Annotated in this window: 16 protein-coding genes; 12 read left to right on the forward strand and 4 right to left on the reverse strand. The window is 73.2% G+C overall.

The genetic code is table 11. From position 1 onward, the window contains the following. Nucleotides 1-210: 210 nt before the first annotated feature. The 7 genes from ABZ877_RS29350 to ABZ877_RS29380 all read left to right on the forward strand — a co-directional run bounded on the left by ABZ877_RS29350 (nt 211) and on the right by ABZ877_RS29380 (nt 5,474). Complete coding sequence (locus tag ABZ877_RS29350; RefSeq protein WP_361076926.1) at nt 211-1,053, forward strand: helix-turn-helix domain-containing protein; 843 nt, start codon at nt 211-213, stop codon at nt 1,051-1,053. A gap of 83 nt (nt 1,054-1,136) precedes the next feature. Then, a complete protein-coding gene (gene rimO / locus ABZ877_RS29355; protein WP_361076929.1) occupies nt 1,137-2,597 on the forward strand; it encodes a 30S ribosomal protein S12 methylthiotransferase RimO in 1,461 nt (486 codons plus the stop codon). Beyond that, complete coding sequence (gene pgsA / locus ABZ877_RS29360; protein WP_361076932.1) at nt 2,594-3,406, forward strand: CDP-diacylglycerol--glycerol-3-phosphate 3-phosphatidyltransferase; 813 nt, start codon at nt 2,594-2,596, stop codon at nt 3,404-3,406. The genes rimO and pgsA overlap by 4 nt, the downstream gene beginning before the upstream one ends. Beyond that, nucleotides 3,406-3,972 carry a CinA family protein gene (locus tag ABZ877_RS29365; RefSeq protein WP_361076935.1) on the forward strand — a complete coding sequence of 189 codons (567 nt, stop codon included), beginning with the start codon at nt 3,406-3,408 and terminating at the stop codon, nt 3,970-3,972. Before pgsA ends, ABZ877_RS29365 begins: the two co-directional genes overlap by 1 nt. 109 nt (nt 3,973-4,081) lie before the next feature. Further along, nucleotides 4,082-4,462 carry a helix-turn-helix transcriptional regulator gene (locus ABZ877_RS29370; protein WP_361076938.1) on the forward strand — a complete coding sequence of 127 codons (381 nt, stop codon included), beginning with the start codon at nt 4,082-4,084 and terminating at the stop codon, nt 4,460-4,462. A 160-nt stretch (nt 4,463-4,622) separates the two neighbouring features. Beyond that, nucleotides 4,623-5,087, forward strand: a complete 465-nt coding sequence (locus ABZ877_RS29375) for a DNA starvation/stationary phase protection protein (RefSeq protein WP_361076940.1) — start codon at nt 4,623-4,625, stop codon at nt 5,085-5,087. A gap of 81 nt (nt 5,088-5,168) precedes the next feature. After that, nucleotides 5,169-5,474, forward strand: coding sequence for a hypothetical protein (locus tag ABZ877_RS29380; protein ID WP_361076943.1), 306 nt, complete (start codon nt 5,169-5,171; stop codon nt 5,472-5,474). A 90-nt stretch (nt 5,475-5,564) separates the two neighbouring features. Here ABZ877_RS29380 and ABZ877_RS29385 read toward each other — a convergent pair whose 3' ends face one another. The 3 genes from ABZ877_RS29385 to ABZ877_RS29395 form a co-directional block, all read right to left on the reverse strand. Continuing rightward, nucleotides 5,565-6,341 carry an SDR family NAD(P)-dependent oxidoreductase gene (locus tag ABZ877_RS29385; protein WP_361076946.1) on the reverse strand — a complete coding sequence of 259 codons (777 nt, stop codon included), beginning with the start codon at nt 6,339-6,341 and terminating at the stop codon, nt 5,565-5,567. A 49-nt stretch (nt 6,342-6,390) separates the two neighbouring features. Next, a complete protein-coding gene (locus tag ABZ877_RS29390; protein ID WP_361076949.1) occupies nt 6,391-7,197 on the reverse strand; it encodes a DNA-formamidopyrimidine glycosylase family protein in 807 nt (268 codons plus the stop codon). A 71-nt stretch (nt 7,198-7,268) separates the two neighbouring features. Continuing rightward, the gene (locus ABZ877_RS29395; protein WP_361076952.1) at nt 7,269-12,023 is read right to left on the reverse strand and encodes an ATP-dependent helicase; all 4,755 of its coding nucleotides are present in this window, start codon (nt 12,021-12,023) and stop codon (nt 7,269-7,271) included. An 87-nt stretch (nt 12,024-12,110) separates the two neighbouring features. Between ABZ877_RS29395 and ABZ877_RS29400 the strand changes: the two genes are divergently transcribed. From ABZ877_RS29400 to ABZ877_RS29410, 3 genes are read left to right on the forward strand one after another with little or no spacing between them, the layout of a single operon-like run. After that, nucleotides 12,111-12,947 (forward strand): AraC family transcriptional regulator, encoded by an 837-nt coding sequence (locus ABZ877_RS29400; RefSeq protein WP_361076955.1) that lies wholly within the window; start codon nt 12,111-12,113, stop codon nt 12,945-12,947. Nucleotides 12,948-13,000: 53 nt separating this feature from the next. Then, a complete protein-coding gene (locus ABZ877_RS29405; protein WP_361077178.1) occupies nt 13,001-13,747 on the forward strand; it encodes an AzlC family ABC transporter permease in 747 nt (248 codons plus the stop codon). Continuing rightward, on the forward strand, nt 13,744-14,052 hold the full coding sequence (locus ABZ877_RS29410; RefSeq protein ID WP_361076958.1) for an AzlD domain-containing protein: 309 nt from the start codon (nt 13,744-13,746) through the stop codon (nt 14,050-14,052). Before ABZ877_RS29405 ends, ABZ877_RS29410 begins: the two co-directional genes overlap by 4 nt. Here the strand turns inward: ABZ877_RS29410 and ABZ877_RS29415 are convergent, their stop codons facing one another. Continuing rightward, nucleotides 14,053-15,003, reverse strand: a complete 951-nt coding sequence (locus ABZ877_RS29415) for a hypothetical protein (protein ID WP_361076961.1) — start codon at nt 15,001-15,003, stop codon at nt 14,053-14,055. An 80-nt stretch (nt 15,004-15,083) separates the two neighbouring features. On the opposite strand from ABZ877_RS29415, the gene ABZ877_RS29420 reads away from it, so the two are divergent. Beyond that, nucleotides 15,084-15,278, forward strand: coding sequence for a DUF3046 domain-containing protein (locus ABZ877_RS29420; RefSeq protein WP_361076964.1), 195 nt, complete (start codon nt 15,084-15,086; stop codon nt 15,276-15,278). Nucleotides 15,279-15,339: 61 nt separating this feature from the next. Beyond that, the gene (locus ABZ877_RS29425) at nt 15,340-16,587 is read left to right on the forward strand and encodes an AI-2E family transporter (protein WP_361076967.1); all 1,248 of its coding nucleotides are present in this window, start codon (nt 15,340-15,342) and stop codon (nt 16,585-16,587) included. The last annotated feature ends 89 nt before the right edge of the window (nt 16,588-16,676 follow it).

Here is a 16,676-nt window from a genome sequence, read left to right on the forward strand (position 1 = left end):
CGATTTCGATGTCACTCGTACGGGGATCCGGGGCAACCGTTTCCCCATCGAGCACGTCAAGTTGAGGGAAGGGGCACCCACTTGTCCCACCATCAGGATGTCGGGCCATTCTGATGGCGTACAAAGTCCGACCGCCCGGTTGCCCCACCCTTTCGCACCCCCCCTAGACTGAACCTCCAGCAGGTGGTTACACGCTCGAAAGGCGCCCCCGTGTCCATCGGCAAATCCCCTGAAGACGACCGTCCTTCGCAGACCAGCGCCCCGAGCACGGACGACGGACCCTCGGTCGGCCGCGCCCTCCAGCAGGCACGTATCGCCGCGGGCCTCACCGTCGACGAGGTCAGCCAGTCGACCCGGGTGCGCGGCCCGATCGTGCACGCCATCGAGGCGGACGACTTCTCCCGCTGCGGCGGCGACGTGTACGCGCGCGGGCACATCCGCACGCTCGCGCGCGCGGTGGGCCTGGATCCCGAACCGCTGCTCGCGCGGTACGGCGCCGAGCACGGCGGCCCCGCCGCGCCGACGCCCGCCACCCCGCTGTTCGAGGCCGAGCGCATCCGCTCCGAGCCGCGCCGGCCCAACTGGACCGCCGCCATGGTCGCCGCGATCGTCGCGGTCATCGCCTTCGTCGGCTACACCGTGGTCAGCGGCGGTGACGACGACGGCGGCACGCAGCAGGCCGCCGAGGGCGCCACCCCCGCCACCAGCAAGCCCGCCACCAAGCCGAGCCCCAGCAAGAAGCCCGCCACCAAGCCGGACCCCTCGGACAGCGCCATCGCGGCGGCCCCCCAGGACAAGGTCACGGTGAAGCTCAACGCGGCGGACGGCCGGAGCTGGATCCTCGCCAAGGACCACAACGGGCGGAAGATGTTCGACGGCGTGCTGGAGCGCGGCCAGTCCAAGACGTTCCAGGACACCACCAAGATCGACCTCGTCCTGGGCGACGCCGGCGCCATACAGCTCTATGTGAACGGCAAGCAGATCGAGGACGAGTTCCAGCCCGGTCAGGTCGAGCGGCTCAGCTACACCAAGGGCGACCCGGAAGTCGGCTGACAGGCGGCCCGGACCCCCCTGGCGCAACCCACCCGGAACCCTCCCGGCGAGGGCTGTCGGTGGAACGAAGTAGTCTTGAGTCCATGCCCGAACGCCGTACCGTCGCACTTGTCACCCTTGGCTGCGCCCGTAACGAGGTGGACTCGGAGGAGCTCGCAGGCCGCTTGGAGGCGGACGGCTGGGAGCTCGTCGAGGACGCCGAGTCCGCGGATGTCGCCGTCGTCAACACCTGTGGCTTCGTCGAGGCCGCCAAGAAGGACTCCGTCGACGCCCTCCTCGAGGCCAACGATCTCAAGGGCCACGGCAGGACCCAGGCCGTCGTCGCCGTCGGCTGCATGGCCGAGCGGTACGGCAAGGAGCTCGCCGAGGCGCTGCCCGAGGCCGACGGCGTGCTCGGCTTCGACGACTACGAGGACATCTCCGGGCGCCTGCGGACCATCCTCGCCGGCGGCAGTGTCGAGGCCCACGCCCCGCGCGACCGCCGCAAGCTCCTCCCGATCAGCCCCGCCGAGCGCCAGGAGGCCGGCGCCGGCGTCGCGCTGCCCGGCCACGCGCCCGCGGACCTGCCCGAGGGGCTCGCGCCCGCGTCCGGGCCGCGCGCGCCGCTGCGCCGCCGCCTCGACGGCGCGCCCGTCGCCTCCGTGAAGCTGGCCTCCGGCTGCGACCGGCGCTGCTCCTTCTGCGCCATCCCCTCCTTCCGCGGCTCCTTCATCTCGCGCCGCCCCAGCGACGTGCTGAACGAGACGCGCTGGCTCGCCGAGCAGGGCGTCAAGGAGGTCATGCTGGTCTCCGAGAACAACACCTCGTACGGCAAGGACCTGGGCGACATCCGCCTCCTCGAGTCCCTGCTGCCCGAGCTGGCCGGTGTGGACGGCATCGAGCGGGTCCGCGTCAGCTACCTGCAGCCCGCCGAGATGCGGCCCGGCCTCATCGACGTCCTGACCGGCACCGACAAGGTCGTCCCCTACTTCGACCTCTCCTTCCAGCACTCCGCGCCCGCCGTGCTGCGCGCGATGCGGCGCTTCGGCGACACCGACCGGTTCCTGGAGCTGCTCGACACCATTCGGAGCAAGGCGCCGCAGGCCGGTGTCCGCTCCAACTTCATCGTCGGCTTCCCCGGCGAGTCCGAGGCGGACCTCGCCGAGCTGGAGCGCTTCCTGAACGGCGCGCGTCTGGACGCCATCGGCGTCTTCGGCTACTCCGACGAGGACGGCACCGAGGCGGCCACGTACGAGAACAAGCTCGACGAGGACGTCGTCGCGGAGCGCCTCGCGCGCGTGTCGCGCCTCGCCGAGCAGTTGGTGTCGCAGCGCGCCGAGGAGCGGCTGGGTGAGACGGTGGAGGTGCTCGTCGAGTCCGTCGCCCCCGAGGACGGGATCGTGGGCCGCGGCGCGCACCAGGCGCCCGAGACCGACGGACAGGTGCGGCTCACGGGCGGCGCCGGACTGAGCGTCGGCCGTATGGTCGAGGCAAAGGTGGTCGGGACCGAGGGAGTGGACCTCGTCGCGGAGCCGTTCGACCGGCTTGAGGAGGCGGGCAGATGACCGGAGTCCCGGCATCCGCCAGGGGCGGGACCGGCACGCCGGCGCCCGGCGGCAAGCTGGGCGCTGCGGCCGTCAACGAGGCCAGCCTGTGGAACATCGCCAACATCCTGACCATGGTGCGGCTGCTGCTCGTGCCGGGGTTCGTGATGCTCATGCTGGCCGACGGCGGGTACGACCCGGCGTGGCGGGCCTGGGCATGGGCGGCGTTCGCCGTCGCCATGATCACCGATGTCTTCGACGGACATCTGGCGCGTACGTACAACCTGGTCACCGACTTCGGGAAGATCGCCGACCCCATCGCCGACAAGGCGATCATGGGGGCGGCGCTCATCTGTCTGTCCTCGCTCGGTGACCTGCCGTGGTGGGTGACGGGCGTCATCCTCGGGCGTGAGCTGGGCATCACCCTGCTGCGCTTCCTGGTGATCCGCTACGGGGTCATCCCGGCCAGCCGCGGCGGCAAGATGAAGACACTCGCGCAGGGCACGGCCGTCGGCATGTACGTCCTGGCGCTGACCGGGCCGCTCGCCACGTTCCGGTTCTGGGTGATGGCGGTGGCGGTCGCGCTGACCGTGCTGACCGGGCTCGACTACGTACGGCAGGCGATCGTGCTGCGGCGGGCCGGTCTCGCCGAGGCGGCTGCCGCGGCGGCGGTCTCCCAGGCGGCCGTCGCGCAGGCGACGGCGAGCCGGACGGACGCAGGGGCCCCGGGCACGGGGTCGTCGGTCGTGGACCCGGAGGCCGTCGAGCAGGCGGCCGTGGAGTCGGTCGTCGCCGACCCGTCGGCGTCCTCGGAGGCGGCCGAGAAGTGATGAACGAGGCTGTCGAGGCGCTGCGGCTGCTGACCGGGCGGGGGGAGACCCTCGCCGTGGCCGAGTCGCTGACCGGTGGCCTCGTCGCGGCGGAGCTGGTGGCCGTGCCCGGGGCGTCGAAGGCCCTGCGCGGCTCGATCACGGCGTACGCGACGGAGCTGAAGCACAAGCTGCTCGGCGTCGACACGCACCTGCTCGCCGAGTACGGGGCCGTCCACCCGGACGTCGCCCTGCAGATGGCCGCCGGGGTGCGCGAGGCGCTCGGCGCGGACTGGGGCATCGCGACGACCGGTGTCGCCGGGCCCGAGCCGCAGGACGGACAGCCCGTGGGCACCGTCTACGTGGCTGCCGTGGGCCCCGGCCGCGGTGCTGTGAAGGTCACTAGAAATTTCGCTGGTAGCCGCAAAGTGGTGGAGCTGCGGTTGAACGGCGGACGCATGGAAATCCGTAGGGAGAGTGTACGGAGCGTGCTCGACCTGTTGACGGAAGAGCTGGTCGGAGGGCATTCCGGCGAACCTACTGAGAATGCGCGGGCACAGGATACGGAACAGAACGGGGGGTTTTGATGTTTGCAGCCCTGAGTGAACACGACATCGCTCCCCGCACGGCCGCGGCACGAGGCGGTACGGTGGGGCGTGAAGGATGCGGCTACGCGGTCCGAGGAGGGAGCCACCGATGATTCTGCTCCGTCGCCTGCTTGGTGACGTGCTGCGTCGGCAGCGCCAGCGCCAGGGCCGTACTCTGCGCGAAGTCTCCTCGTCCGCCCGAGTCTCGCTCGGCTATCTCTCCGAGGTGGAGCGGGGGCAGAAGGAGGCTTCCTCCGAGCTGCTTTCCGCTATCTGCGACGCGCTTGACGTACGGATGTCCGAGCTGATGCGCGAGGTGAGCGACGAGCTCGCTCTCGCGGAGCTGGCCGAGTCGGCAGCAGCGGTCCCGTCGGAGCCGGTGCGCGCACCGGTCCGTCCGATGCTCAATTCCGTCTCCGTCACCGGCGTCCCGCCGGAACGGGTGACGATCAAGGCGCCTGCGGAGGCGGTCGACGTCGTAGCGGCGTAGCGTCTCGCGCAGCGTGAGGTGACCGGGAAAGCCCCGGCCGGGAAACCGGCCGGGGCTTTTCGCTGTTCGCCCCGTGTGTCCGGAATGGTCCATGTGTGCCATCGTGGACGGTGATTTCCCTACGACCGTGATGCCGACGCGGGGGTAACGGAGGTACGCCGTGAAGAGTCCGCTGTCCGATGCCGACCTGGAGACCGTGGCCGAGGCGCTGCAGGGCGCGCTCGTCGACCTGGTCGACCTCTCGCTCGTGGCCAAGCAGATCCACTGGAACGTGGTGGGGCCCCGGTTCCGTACCGTGCACCTCCAGCTCGACGAGGTCGTGGACAGCGCGCGCCTGCACTCCGACACGGTCGCCGAACGGGCCTCCACGCTCGGCGTCCCGCCGGACGGGCGGGCCGGGACCGTCGCGGAGAGCAGCGGGATCGCCACCGTGGCCGAGGGCTGGGTGAAGGACACGGACGCCGTCGGGACGCTCGTGGAGGCGCTCGGCGCCGTGATCACGCGGATGCGGGAGCGGATCCGGGCGACGGGCGAGGCCGACCCGGTCAGCCAGGACATGTTCATCGGCATCACGGCCGACCTGGAGAAGCATCACTGGATGTTCCAGGCGGAGAACCGCGGCTGAGACCGGCGCGCGTCCGTCCCGGGGGCGGGCGGACGCGCGCGGGCGAGGACCGGGGACGGGGACGGGTGGAGGTGAGCGGTCGTGGTGAGGCGGCTGCCGCGGTGGATACCGGGCCTGGTGCTCGGTGGGCTGTGGTGGTGGGCCGTCCTGCGGCTGGCGCTCACACCGGACGCCGGAGTGTTCGAGGGGGCGGTCACCTTCGGCGGCTGGGGCCTCAGCCTGCTCCCGGTGCACGCCCTGCCGAAGGGCCGCGCGTCGGGGGTCGCGGGGGCGCAGGGCCGGTTGGGAGCGCGCTGGATACAGGCCCGCGCGAGACGAGCGGGGCGGGGGGTACGGGCGGGGGTACGGGGGTGGGGGGAGCGGCGTGGGTCAGGTGGGGCGGGGTGAGGGGCTACGGGCGGGGTTTCGGGTTGTGGCGGGGTGCCCGTTGCGGGGAGTGGTGGCGGCGCTGGATCGTGATCGGCGTTGGTGGGTCTGTCACCAGGGCATCGCCACGCCGCCGTTCGGGCGGAGGATCTGGCCCGTCGTAAAGGCTGAGGCGTCCGAGGCGAGGTGGAGAACCGCGTGGGCGATGTCCTGCGGGGTGCCGACGCGGCCGAGCGGGGCCAGGCGCGTCATCAGGGCCTCCGTATGGGCCTGGGCCGTCTCGTCGTGGCGGGTCGTCATCGGGGTGCGGACCCAGCCCGGCGCGACCGCGTTGACGCGGATCCCGTGCGGGCCGACCTCCGTGGCGAGGGTCCTGGTGAGCTGGACGACGGCGGCCTTCGCGGCGCCGTAGCAGAGCAGACCGGGGCCGCCCGTGTCGATCGCGCCGGAGGCCATCGTGATGAGGGAGCCGCGGGTGCCGGCCGCGATCATCGTGCGGGCCGCCTCCTGGCACGCGTAGAGGACGCCTTTGAAGTTGACGGCGAGGACGCGGTCGAGGTCCTCGTCGCGGGTCTCCAGGACGGGGCTGTGGTGCATGATCCCGGCGATCGCGGCCAGGATGTCGAGCGTTCCGGTCGGGGCGGCCGCCGCCGCGACGGCCTCGGCGACCTGGGCGCGGTCGGACACGTCCAGCGTGTGGGTGTGCGCCGTGCCGCCGCACTCCTTGATGAGCGCGGCCGTCTCGTCCAGGCCCTGGCCGTCGCGGTCCGCGCAGTGCACCGTGGCTCCGGCCTCGGCGAGCAGCGCGGCGGAGGCCCGCCCGATGCCGCTCGCCGCGCCGGTGACGAACGCGGTCCGGCCGGTGAGGTCGTACGCCGTTACGGGCATGAGGGGACCGTAGACATGAGCTGACGGGTCGTCAATTCCTCTGCGGCGATTACCTGGCCGGGTGCGGGCCCGGCTGGCAGGTGGGGCACCAGTAGGTCGGGCGTTCCCGGGAGCCGTCGCCCTGTTCCGCCACGCGGATCGCGGTGCGGCAGCGCATGCAGGGGCGTGAGGCGCGGCCGTAGACGTACAGGCGTTCGCCGGGGCGGGCGCGGCCGGTGGTGACGCGGTTGGGGCGGTCCCGGTTGAACTCGAGGAGCTTCTTGGAGAGGACGGGAAGCTGCTCCGCCGTCTCCGGGGGCAGGTCACCCACGGGGACCCAGGGGGTGATGCCGAGGAGGAAGCAGATCTCCGATTTGAAGACGTTGCCCACACCGGCGAGGTTGCGCTGGTCGAGGAGGGCCTCGCCGACGGCGCGGGCGGGGTCCTGGAGGAGGTTGGCGAGCGCCTTGTCGGGGTCCCAGTCCGGGCCGAGCAGGTCGGGGCCGAGGTGGCCGACGGCCTTGGCCTCCTCGCTGGTGCGCAGCAGTTCGAGCACGGGGAGGCGGTAGCCGACGGCCGCGTGCGACTCGTTGGCGAGGATCGCCCGGATCTGGAAGGCGGGGCCGCCGCGCCAGCGCTCGCCCGGGGCGTAGATCTTCCAGGCGCCGTCCATCCGCAGGTGCGAGTGCAGGGTGAGGCCGCCCTCGATGCGGGTCATCAGGTGCTTGCCGCGCGAGATGACCTCAAGCACCGAGCGCCCGGTCAGATCCGCCGTGGCGAACCGCGGGACCCGGAGGTCGGAGCGGATGAGGACCTGACCCGCGAGCGCGGTGTGCAGCCGCTTGGCGGCCTGCAGGACGGTGTCTCCTTCGGGCATGGGTTCAGGGTAGGCCGCGGGCCGGCGCGGCGGCGGACGAGGACGGTGCGGGTGATCCCGCCGGGGAGGCGTCAGGCACGCAGGCGCAACCCCCTCGGCGTCGCGTGGAACCCCGCTCCCTCCAGCAGCGGTGCGTACGGGGACGTGAGCGCGGCCTCGCCGTTGATGCGCTCGACGGTGATCGTGCCGAGGGCGCCCGTACGGGCCGATTCGGCCAGGGAGCGGGCGGCGGCGGGCAGCCGGGGGTCGTCGGAGAGCTGCGCGGCGGAGGGCGCGGCGGTGTCGGACTCGGCGGCGTGCCAGGCCAGGAGGCTCTTTCCGCCGCGCTCCATGTAGAGGGTCAGCTCGCCGTCGACCAGGACGACGAGGGAGCCCGCCTTGCGGCCCGGCTTGTGGCCCGCGCGCGCGGGCGGCTCGGGCCAGGGGAGGGCCGCGCCGTACGCGTTGGCGGGGTCGGCGGCAGCCAGGACCAGGGCGCGCGGTGCGGTGCCCTTGGCGGCCGGGGCGTCGCCCTGGGCGAAGGGGTCGGGCGGGGGCGCGCCGCGCTCCTGGGCGTTGGCCGCCGCGCGCAGGCGGTCCACCGCGCCGTCCATGGCGAACTGGGCGGCGCCGAGCCCCTCCACCACATAGCCGCGCCTGGCCTGGCCGCTCTCCTCGAAGACGGACAGGATGCGGTACATCGCGGAGAAGCCGCCCTCCACGCCCTCGGCGGCGACGGCGCCGCGCGTGACGACACCGTGCCGGTCCATGAGGGTGCGGGCCAGGGCGTGGGCGCGCACGGTCGGGTCGGGCTCCTGCGCGGGCAGCAGCGACCAGCGTCCGGCGACGGTGGGCGGACCGGTGCGCGAGGTGGCCCGGGCGGCGGCCGTGAGGCTTCCGTAGCGGCCGCGCGGGACGGATCTCCGCGCGCGGTGCGCGGTGGAGCCGGCGGTGCGGCCCGAGCCGAGGAGGGCACGCATCGGGGCGAGCGTGTCGTTGGTGAGCCGGCCCGACCAGGCCAGGTCCCAGAGCGCATCGGCCAGTTGGGGGTCGGTGGCGGTGAGGGGGGCGCCGTCCTGGCCGTCCGTCGTGGCGCGGACCTGGTCCGCGATCTGCCGGAAGAACAGGCCGTAGCCGCCGGACAGGCTGTCCAGGACCGCCTGGTGCAGCGGCGTCAGCTCCAGCGGGTGCGGGGGCGGCAGCAGGAGCGGGGCGTTGTCGGCGAGGTAGAGGGAGACCCAGCCGTCCTTGCCGGGCAGGGAGCCCGCGCCCGCCCACAGCACCTCGCCCGAGGCGGTGAGCTCGTCGAGCAACGCGGGCGCGTAGCCCGAGACCCGGGAGGGCAGGACCAGCTTCTCCAGGGCGGAGGCGGGGACCGAGGCGCCCTGGAGCTGCTCGATCGCGCGGACCAGACCGTCGATGCCGCGCAGGCCGTGACCGCCCAGGTGCTGCCACTGGGGCAGGAACTGGGCGAGCGCGGCCGGAGGGACCGGTTCGAGCTCGTGCCGCAGCGCGGCGAGGGAGCGGCGGCGCAGGCGGCGCAGGACCGCGGCATCGCACCACTCCTGGCCGATGCCCGCGGGGTGGAACTCGCCCTGCACCACCCGGCCGTTCGCCGCAAGGCGCTGCAAAGCGCCTTCCGTGATCGCCGCGCCCAGGCCGAACCGGGCCGCCGCCTGCATGGACGTGAACGGCCCGTGCGTGCGCGCGTAGCGGGCCAGAAGGTCGCCGAGCGGATCCTTGACCGGCTCGGTGAACGCCTCGGGGACGCCGACGGGGAGCGCCGTGCCGAGCGCGTCGCGCAGACGGCCCGCGTCCTCGATCGCCGCCCAGTGCTCCGTGCCCGCGATCCGGACCCGGATGGCGCGCCGCGCGGACGCCAGCTCCTCGGCCCAGCCGGGCTCGGCGCCACGCTCGGCCAGCTCGGCGTCGGTCAGCGGGCCCAGGAGGCGCAGCAGGTCCGCGACGCCCTCGACGTCCTTGACGCGGCGGTCCTCGGTGCGCCACTGCAGCTCCTGCTCCAGCTCGGCGAGGACGTCCGCGTCGAGCAGTTCACGCAGCTCGGCCTGGCCGAGGAGTTCGGCGAGGAGCCGGGAGTCCAGGGAGAGCGCGGCCGCGCGGCGCTCGGCGAGCGGGGAGTCGCCCTCGTAGAGGAACTGCGCGACGTAGCCGAACAGGAGCGAGCGGGCGAACGGCGAGGCCTCGGGGGTGGTGACCTCGACCAGGCGGACCTTGCGGGACTCGATGTCGCCCATCAGCTCGGCGAGGCCCGGCACGTCGAAGACGTCCTGGAGGCACTCGCGCACCGCCTCCAGGACGATCGGGAAGGAGCCGAACTCGCTGGCCACCTGGAGCAGCTGGGAGGCGCGCTGCCGCTGCTGCCACAGGGGCGTGCGCTTGCCCGGGTTGCGCTTCGGCAGGAGCAGCGCGCGGGCGGCGCACTCGCGGAAGCGGGAGGCGAACAGGGCGGAGCCGCCGACCTGGTCGGTGACGATCTGGTCGACGTCCCCCTTGTCGAAGGCGACGTCGGCCGCGCCGATGGGCGCCTGGTCCGAGTCGTACTCCAGGCCCGGCTTGGAGGGCTCCTGGTCCAGGAGGTCAAGGCCCATCAGGTCGGCGTCGGGCAGGCGCAGGACGATGCCGTCGTCGGCGTGCATGACCTGGGCGTCCATGCCGTACTTCTCGCTGAGCCGGGCGCCGAGGGCGAGCGCCCACGGGGCGTGCACCTGCGCGCCGAACGGGGAGTGCACGACGACGCGCCAGTCGCCCAGCTCGTCCCGGAACCGCTCGACCACGATCGTGCGGTCGTCCGGGATGTGGCCGCACGCCTCGCGCTGCTCGGCCAAATACGACAACACGTTCTCCGCGGCCCAAGTGTCCAGGCCCGCCTCGGCGAGGCGCACGCGCGCGTCCTCGGGCTTCTGCGAGCCGACCTCGCGCAGGAACGCGCCCACCGCGCGCCCCAGTTCCAGCGGGCGGCCCAGCTGGTCGCCCTTCCAGAACGGGAGGCGACCGGGGACGCCGGGCGCGGGGGAGACGAGGACGCGGTCGCGCGTGATGTCCTCGATGCGCCAGGAGCTGGTGCCCAGCGTGAAGACGTCCCCCACGCGGGACTCGTAGACCATCTCCTCGTCGAGCTCGCCGACGCGTCCGCCGCCCTTCTTCGGGTCGGCGCCCGCCAGAAAGACGCCGAACAGGCCGCGGTCGGGGATCGTGCCACCGGAGGTGACGGCGAGGCGCTGCGCCCCGGGGCGGCCCGTGACCGTCCCCGCGACGCGGTCCCACACCACGCGCGGGCGCAGCTCGGCGAAGGCGTCGGACGGGTAGCGGCCCGCGAGCATGTCGAGGACGCCGGTGAACGCCGACTCGGGGAGCGAGGCGAACGGGGCCGCCCTGCGAACCAGCGCAAGGAGGTCGTCGACCTGCCAGGAGTCCATGGCCGTCATGGCGACGAGCTGCTGGGCGAGCACGTCGAGGGGGTTGCCCGGGACACGCAGCGACTCGATGGCGCCCGAGCGCATCCGCTCGGTCACGACCGCCGACTGCACGAGGTCACCCCGGTACTTCGGGAAGACGACGCCGGTCGACACCGCGCCCACCTGGTGGCCCGCGCGCCCCACACGCTGGAGCCCGGAGGCGACGGACGGCGGCGACTCCACCTGGATGACGAGATCGACGGCGCCCATGTCGATGCCCAGCTCCAGGCTGGACGTGGCGACGACGGCGGGCAGCCGGCCCGCCTTCAGATCCTCCTCCACGAGCGTGCGCTGCTCCTTGGAGACCGAGCCGTGGTGCGCGCGGGCCAGGATCTGCGGGGCGCCCGTCGCCGCGCCGGAGCCGCCCATCAGCTCGGCCGGGGAGTGGTCCTCGGGCAGGGCCTCGCCGGTGGCGCGCTCGTAGGCGATCTCGTTCAGCCTGTTGCACAGGCGCTCCGCGAGGCGCCGCGAGTTGGCGAAGACGATGGTGGAGCGGTGGGCCTCGATGAGGTCCGCGATGCGCTCCTCCACCGACGGCCAGATCGAGGGGCGCTCGGCCCCCTGGTCGGAGTCGGGCACCGGGGAGCCGCCCAGCTCGCCCAGATCCTCGACCGGGACCACCACGGACAGGTCGAACCGCTTGCCGGACGGCGGCTGGACGATCTCCACCTTGCGCTGCGGCGACAGATACCGCGCGACCTCGTCGACCGGGCGGACCGTCGCCGACAGGCCGATGCGGCGGGCCGGGCGCGGCAGCAGCTCGTCCAGGCGCTCCAGGGAAAGCGCCAGATGGGCGCCGCGCTTGGTGCCCGCCACCGCGTGCACCTCGTCCACAATCACCGTCTCGATGCCGGTCAGCGCGTCCCGCGTGGCCGACGTCAGCATGAGGAACAGCGACTCCGGCGTCGTGATCAGGATGTCCGGCGGGCGCGTGGCGAGGGCGCGGCGCTCCGCGGGCGGGGTGTCGCCGGAGCGGATGCCGACCTTCACCTCGGGCTCGGGCAGGCCGAGGCGCACCGCCTCCTGGCGGATGCCGGTCAGGGGGCTGCGCAGATTGCGCTCGACGTCGACCGCGAGCGCCTTCATCGGCGACACGTACAGAACGCGGCAGCGCTTCTTCGGGTCGGCGGGCGGCGGCGACGAGGCGAGCTGGTCGAGGGCGGCGAGGAACGCGGCGAGCGTCTTGCCCGAGCCGGTCGGCGCGACGACCAGCACGTCCGAGCCCTCACCGATCGCCCGCCACGCCCCGGCCTGGGCGGGCGTGGGCGCGGAGAAGGCCCCCGTGAACCAACCGCGGGTCGCGGGGGAGAACCCGTCTAGGGCGCTCGTGGTGCCGGAGCCATCACGGGCCCCCTGCCTGGACCTGACCATGCCCCCATCCTGCACCCCACCACTGACAACTGCCTTGACCTGCGGAAATGACTGGTTCATCGGGGTGACGTGCCGCAGAATGGAGGGATGGCGGGGAACGGCGAGTGGGCACGGCACTGGCGCTACGAGCGGCTGCCGGGGCTCGACCTGCTGCGGGCCCGCTACCTCCGGCACACCTTCCCGCGCCACAGCCACGACGGGTACGTCCTCGGCGCGGTGACCCGCGGGATCGAGGAGGTCGGCATGCCCGACCGGACGCTGCGCGCCGGTCCCGGCACCGTCGTCATGATCAACCCTGAGGTCGCGCACACGGCGCGTGCGGGCGGGCCCGACGGATGGACGTACTGCACGCTCTACCCCTCGGCACAGGTCGTCGCCGAGATCGCGGCGGAGACGACGGCGGCGCGCGGGACCGTCAGCTTCGGCGAGACCATGGTCACCGATCCGCGCGCGGCAGCGCTGATACGCGAGGTGCACCGGGCCGCCGAGCAGGGCAATGCCCTGGCCGCCGACAGCCTGCTGCGGATCGTGCTCGCCAGGCTGCTACGGGACCACGGCCGGACGCCCACGCCCCGGCCGCGCCGTTCGGCCGGGGCGACGGCGGCGGCACGCGCGCGTGAGGTCCTCGAAGAGGGCCTCGCCGACCCGCCGTCCCTGGAGGCGCTCGCGGCGGACCTCGGCACCAGCCCCTTCGCGCTCCTGCGCGCCTTCCGCGACGCCTACGGGATGCCGCCGCACGCCTGGCTCACCAACGCGCGCGTGCGCGTGGCACGGCGGCTCCTCGAGAAGGGGGAGTCGCCCGCCGACGCCGCCGTGGCCGTCGGGTTCACCGACCAGCCGCACCTCAACCGGCACTTCACCCGGATCGTCGGAGTGCCCCCGGGGGCGTACCAGCGCGAGCGCAAGAACGTACAAGACCGCTGACGAGTCCCCCTCGTAAGGTCCGGGGCGTGGCAGAACAGACAACACCCACAGACATACGCCCACCGGACGAGACACGTCCCGGGCACACCGCCCCCGCGACCAAGTCCGACGGGGCCGTCGTCCGGGACGCGCTAGGCGTCGGCGTCGCCGTCGGCCTGTCCGGCTTCGCCTTCGGCGTGACCTCGGCGGGCGCCGGCCTCAGCGTCCTGCAGACCTGCGCGCTCAGCCTCTTCGTCTTCACCGGGGCCTCGCAGTTCGCGCTAGTCGGCGCGCTCGCGGGCGGCGGCAACCCGTTCACCGCCGCCGCGGGCGCCTTCTTCCTCGGCGTGCGCAACACGTTCTACGGGCTGCGCCTGTCCCAGTTGCTCGCCCTCCCGCGCGCGGTGCGGCCCCTCGCGGCGCACTGGGTCATCGACGAGACGACGGCCGTCGCGCTCGCCCAGCCCACGCGCCGCAGCGTCCGCATGGGCTTCACCGTCACCGGCCTGACCCTGTACGTCCTGTGGAACCTGACCACACTGCTCGGCGCGCTCGGCGCCGAGGCCATCGGCGACACCGACGCCTGGGGGCTCGACGCGGCCGGCCCCGCCGTCTTCCTGGCGCTCCTCGCGCCGATGGTGAAGAACGCCAGGGAGCGCGCCGTGGCGGCGATCGCCGTCGTGCTCGGCCTCGGACTGCTGCCCGTCCTGCCCGCCGGAGTGCCCGTCCTGGTGGCCGCGCTCGCCGCGCCGCTCGTGCTGTACGTGGAGGGGCGCCGCCGCGGGACCACCGGCGACGCCGCGCAAGGAGGAGACCGATGAACATCTGGATCGCCGTCGCCGTCACCGCCGTGGGCTGCTACGCCGTCAAGCTGATCGGCCTCCTCGTACCCGCGGACGCCCTGGAGAGGCCCGCCGTCAAACGGCTGGCCGCCTTGCTGCCCGTCGCCCTGCTCGCCGCCCTCACCGCGCAGCAGACGTTCGCGGACGGACGCGTCCTCATCCTCGACGCCAAGGCCGCCGGAGTGGCCGCGGCGGCCGTCGCGCTGCTGCTGCGCGCGCCGTTCCTCGTGGTCGTCGCCGTCGCCGTGCTCGTCACGGCAGGGGTGCGCGCACTCACGGGGTGACTACAAGGGGCGTCCGTACGCGCGCAGGGTGAGCAGCGCCTCGATCGTCACCATGGCGCGCGCCTCCGAGGCGGCGACGGGCGCCCACTGACGCCAGGTGACCGGCCAGCCGCCGTCCCCTTGCTGCTCGCTCTCCAGATGGTCGAGCGCGCGGGCCATCTCCTCGTCGGTGAACCAGGAGCGCGCCAGCGACTCCGGCGCCTTCGCGTAGTCGTACGGGAAGTGGTACTCACCCGGCGCGTAGCCGGGCGCGACCGGGTGGTCGTCCTTGCGGCCCGGATCGAGCACCACGAGGCGCTGCTCGCGGACGAGGCGGCCGAGCCGGTCGGCCGTGGCACGCGCGCGTGAGCGGTCCGGCACCCCGTCCAGGAAGGCGACGGCCGCCTCGACCTCGTACGGATGCGACCGCTGCAGGGAGTCGACGGCCGCCCAGCAGAACTCGGTGGCCCGGAAGAGCCAGGCGTGCCACACCTCGTTGCGGTGCAGCAGGCCCACCACCGGGCCCGTGGCGAGCAGTTCGCCCGGCGGGTCGTCCACGACCGGCACGAACGGGGCGTGCGGACAGCCGCGCTGGCTGGGAAGCACCGCTGGAAGGGCGCCCTCCGGGGTGGAGGCGGTGGTCAGGAAGCGGCACACCCGCTCCGCGCGCTGCCCCGCGCACCGCCCGATCGCGTCCAGGACGCGCAGCGCGTACCCGGCGTGCAGGGGCTGGCCGGCGGGGCCGCGCAGATCCGGTTCGAGGGCGTGGCCGTAGCCGTCGTCCGCGGTGCGGTAGGCGGCCAGCGCGGTCTCGACGGCGTCCGCCGCGACAGGTGTGGTCTCCAGGAAGTGGTAGACGAAGCGGCGCTGCTCAAGGACGCGCGCGGTCAGCCAGACGAACGATGCGGCGCGGGAGAGCGGGGAGGGCGCCGACGGCGATGAGGGGAGTGGGGAAGCTCCGGTTTCGGCCATGCGTCGACCGTAGGGCGCGGCGGTGCCCGCGGAATGCCGCACCGGCCGGGCCCCACTCTCAGGAGCGGGATACTGGACGTATGCGGTTGACGGTCTTTTGGCAGCGGATGGCGGATCACTTCGGACCCGGGTACGCCGACACCTTCGCGCGCGACCACGTGATGACGGGGCTCGGCGGGCGCACCGTGCACGAGGCGCTCGACGCGGGGTGGGAGGCGAAGGACGTCTGGCGCGTGGTGTGCGCGGCGATGGACGTGCCCGCCGAGAAGCGCTGATCCGCGGTGCGGAAATCCGGGGCGGTCACCGATCGCCCGCGGGGTGGGCGAGACTGGCCCTGTGGCAGCGACTGACGAGACCCTCCCGCTGACGGCCGACGCGACACCGCCCGGCACGACGCCCCCCGAGCAACCGCCGGGACCGGCGCCGCTCCCGCGCGCGGGCATGCCGCGCTGGCTGCCCCGCGCCATGGTGCTCGCCCTGGCCCTCATCGCCTGCTTCCGGCTCGGCACCTGGGCCTTCCACCAGGTCACCGGGTTGCTGATCAACGTACTGATCGCGTTCTTCCTGGCGCTCGCCGTGGAGCCCGCGGTGAGCTGGATGTCGGCGCGCGGCCTGCGCCGCGGCCTCGCCACCGGCCTCGTCTTCTTCGCCGTGATGGTCGCCGGGGCGGGCTTCGTCGTCCTGATGGGGTCGATGCTCGCGGGCCAGATCGTCGACATGTTCGAGGACTTCCCGAAATATCTCGACCAGGTGATCCGCTGGGTCAACTCCACGTTCCACACGGAGCTCAACCGCGTCGAGGTCCAGGACAGCCTGCTGCACTCGGACTGGCTCCAGAAGTACGTCCAGAACAGCGCGAGCGGTGTCCTCGACGTCTCCGCGCAGGTGCTCGGCGGTCTCTTCCAGCTCCTGACGGTCACCCTGTTCTCGTTCTACTTCGCCGCCGACGGGCCTCGGTTGCGGCGCGCCCTGTGCTCGGTGCTGCCGCCCGCCCGCCAGGCCGAGGTGCTGCGCGCCTGGGAGATCGCCGTCGACAAGACGGGCGGCTACCTGTACTCGCGCGGCCTCATGGCGCTGATCTCCGGGATCGCCCACTACGTGCTGCTGCAGGCGCTCGGCGTGCCGTACGCGCCGGTGCTCGGCGTCTGGGTCGGACTCGTCTCGCAGTTCATCCCGACCATCGGCACCTACCTCGCGGGCGCGCTGCCGATGCTGATCGCCTTCACCGTGAACCCCTGGTACACGCTGTGGGTCTTCATCTTCGTCGTCGTGTACCAGCAGTTCGAGAACTACATGCTGCAGCCGAAGCTGACCGCGAAGACCGTCGACATCCACCCCGCGGTCGCCTTCGGGTCCGTCATCGCGGGCACGGCGCTGCTCGGCGCCGTGGGCGCGCTCATCGCGATCCCCGCCGTCGCGACGCTGCAGGCGTTCCTCGGCGCGTACGTGAAGCGGTACGACGTCACCGACGACCCCCGCGTGCAGGGGCACCGCAGGCGCGCCGGGGCCTCGATGCTGGCCCGTGCGCGGCGCGCCCTGCGGGGGCCGAACGAGCCGGACGCCGAGGAGCGGCAAGAGCCTTAGACAGCTCCCGGGCGGGCGGCGCGCCCTCCGCGTGGTGCGCTTGACACGAAAATCGAACATCCATTCTTATGCTGGGTGTGCCTCGAGTT

The sequence above is a fragment of the Streptomyces sp. NPDC046939 genome (assembly GCF_040644575.1).
Lineage (GTDB): Bacteria > Actinomycetota > Actinomycetes > Streptomycetales > Streptomycetaceae > Streptomyces.

What these genes read in the sequence shown, in the direction of transcription:
- rimO (WP_361076929.1), top strand. Translation starts at nt 1,137, where the DNA reads ATGCCCGAACGCCGTACCGTCGCACTTGTCACCCTTGGCTGCGCCCGT.
- pgsA (WP_361076932.1), top strand. Translation starts at nt 2,594, where the DNA reads ATGACCGGAGTCCCGGCATCCGCCAGGGGCGGGACCGGCACGCCGGCG.
- ABZ877_RS29365 (WP_361076935.1), top strand. Translation starts at nt 3,406, where the DNA reads ATGAACGAGGCTGTCGAGGCGCTGCGGCTGCTGACCGGGCGGGGGGAG.
- ABZ877_RS29370 (WP_361076938.1), top strand. Translation starts at nt 4,082, where the DNA reads ATGATTCTGCTCCGTCGCCTGCTTGGTGACGTGCTGCGTCGGCAGCGC.
- ABZ877_RS29385 (WP_361076946.1), bottom strand. Translation starts at nt 6,341, where the DNA reads ATGCCCGTAACGGCGTACGACCTCACCGGCCGGACCGCGTTCGTCACC.
- ABZ877_RS29390 (WP_361076949.1), bottom strand. Translation starts at nt 7,197, where the DNA reads ATGCCCGAAGGAGACACCGTCCTGCAGGCCGCCAAGCGGCTGCACACC.
- ABZ877_RS29395 (WP_361076952.1), bottom strand. Translation starts at nt 12,023, where the DNA reads ATGGTCAGGTCCAGGCAGGGGGCCCGTGATGGCTCCGGCACCACGAGC.
- ABZ877_RS29400 (WP_361076955.1), top strand. Translation starts at nt 12,111, where the DNA reads ATGGCGGGGAACGGCGAGTGGGCACGGCACTGGCGCTACGAGCGGCTG.
- ABZ877_RS29410 (WP_361076958.1), top strand. Translation starts at nt 13,744, where the DNA reads ATGAACATCTGGATCGCCGTCGCCGTCACCGCCGTGGGCTGCTACGCC.
- ABZ877_RS29415 (WP_361076961.1), bottom strand. Translation starts at nt 15,003, where the DNA reads ATGGCCGAAACCGGAGCTTCCCCACTCCCCTCATCGCCGTCGGCGCCC.
- ABZ877_RS29420 (WP_361076964.1), top strand. Translation starts at nt 15,084, where the DNA reads ATGCGGTTGACGGTCTTTTGGCAGCGGATGGCGGATCACTTCGGACCC.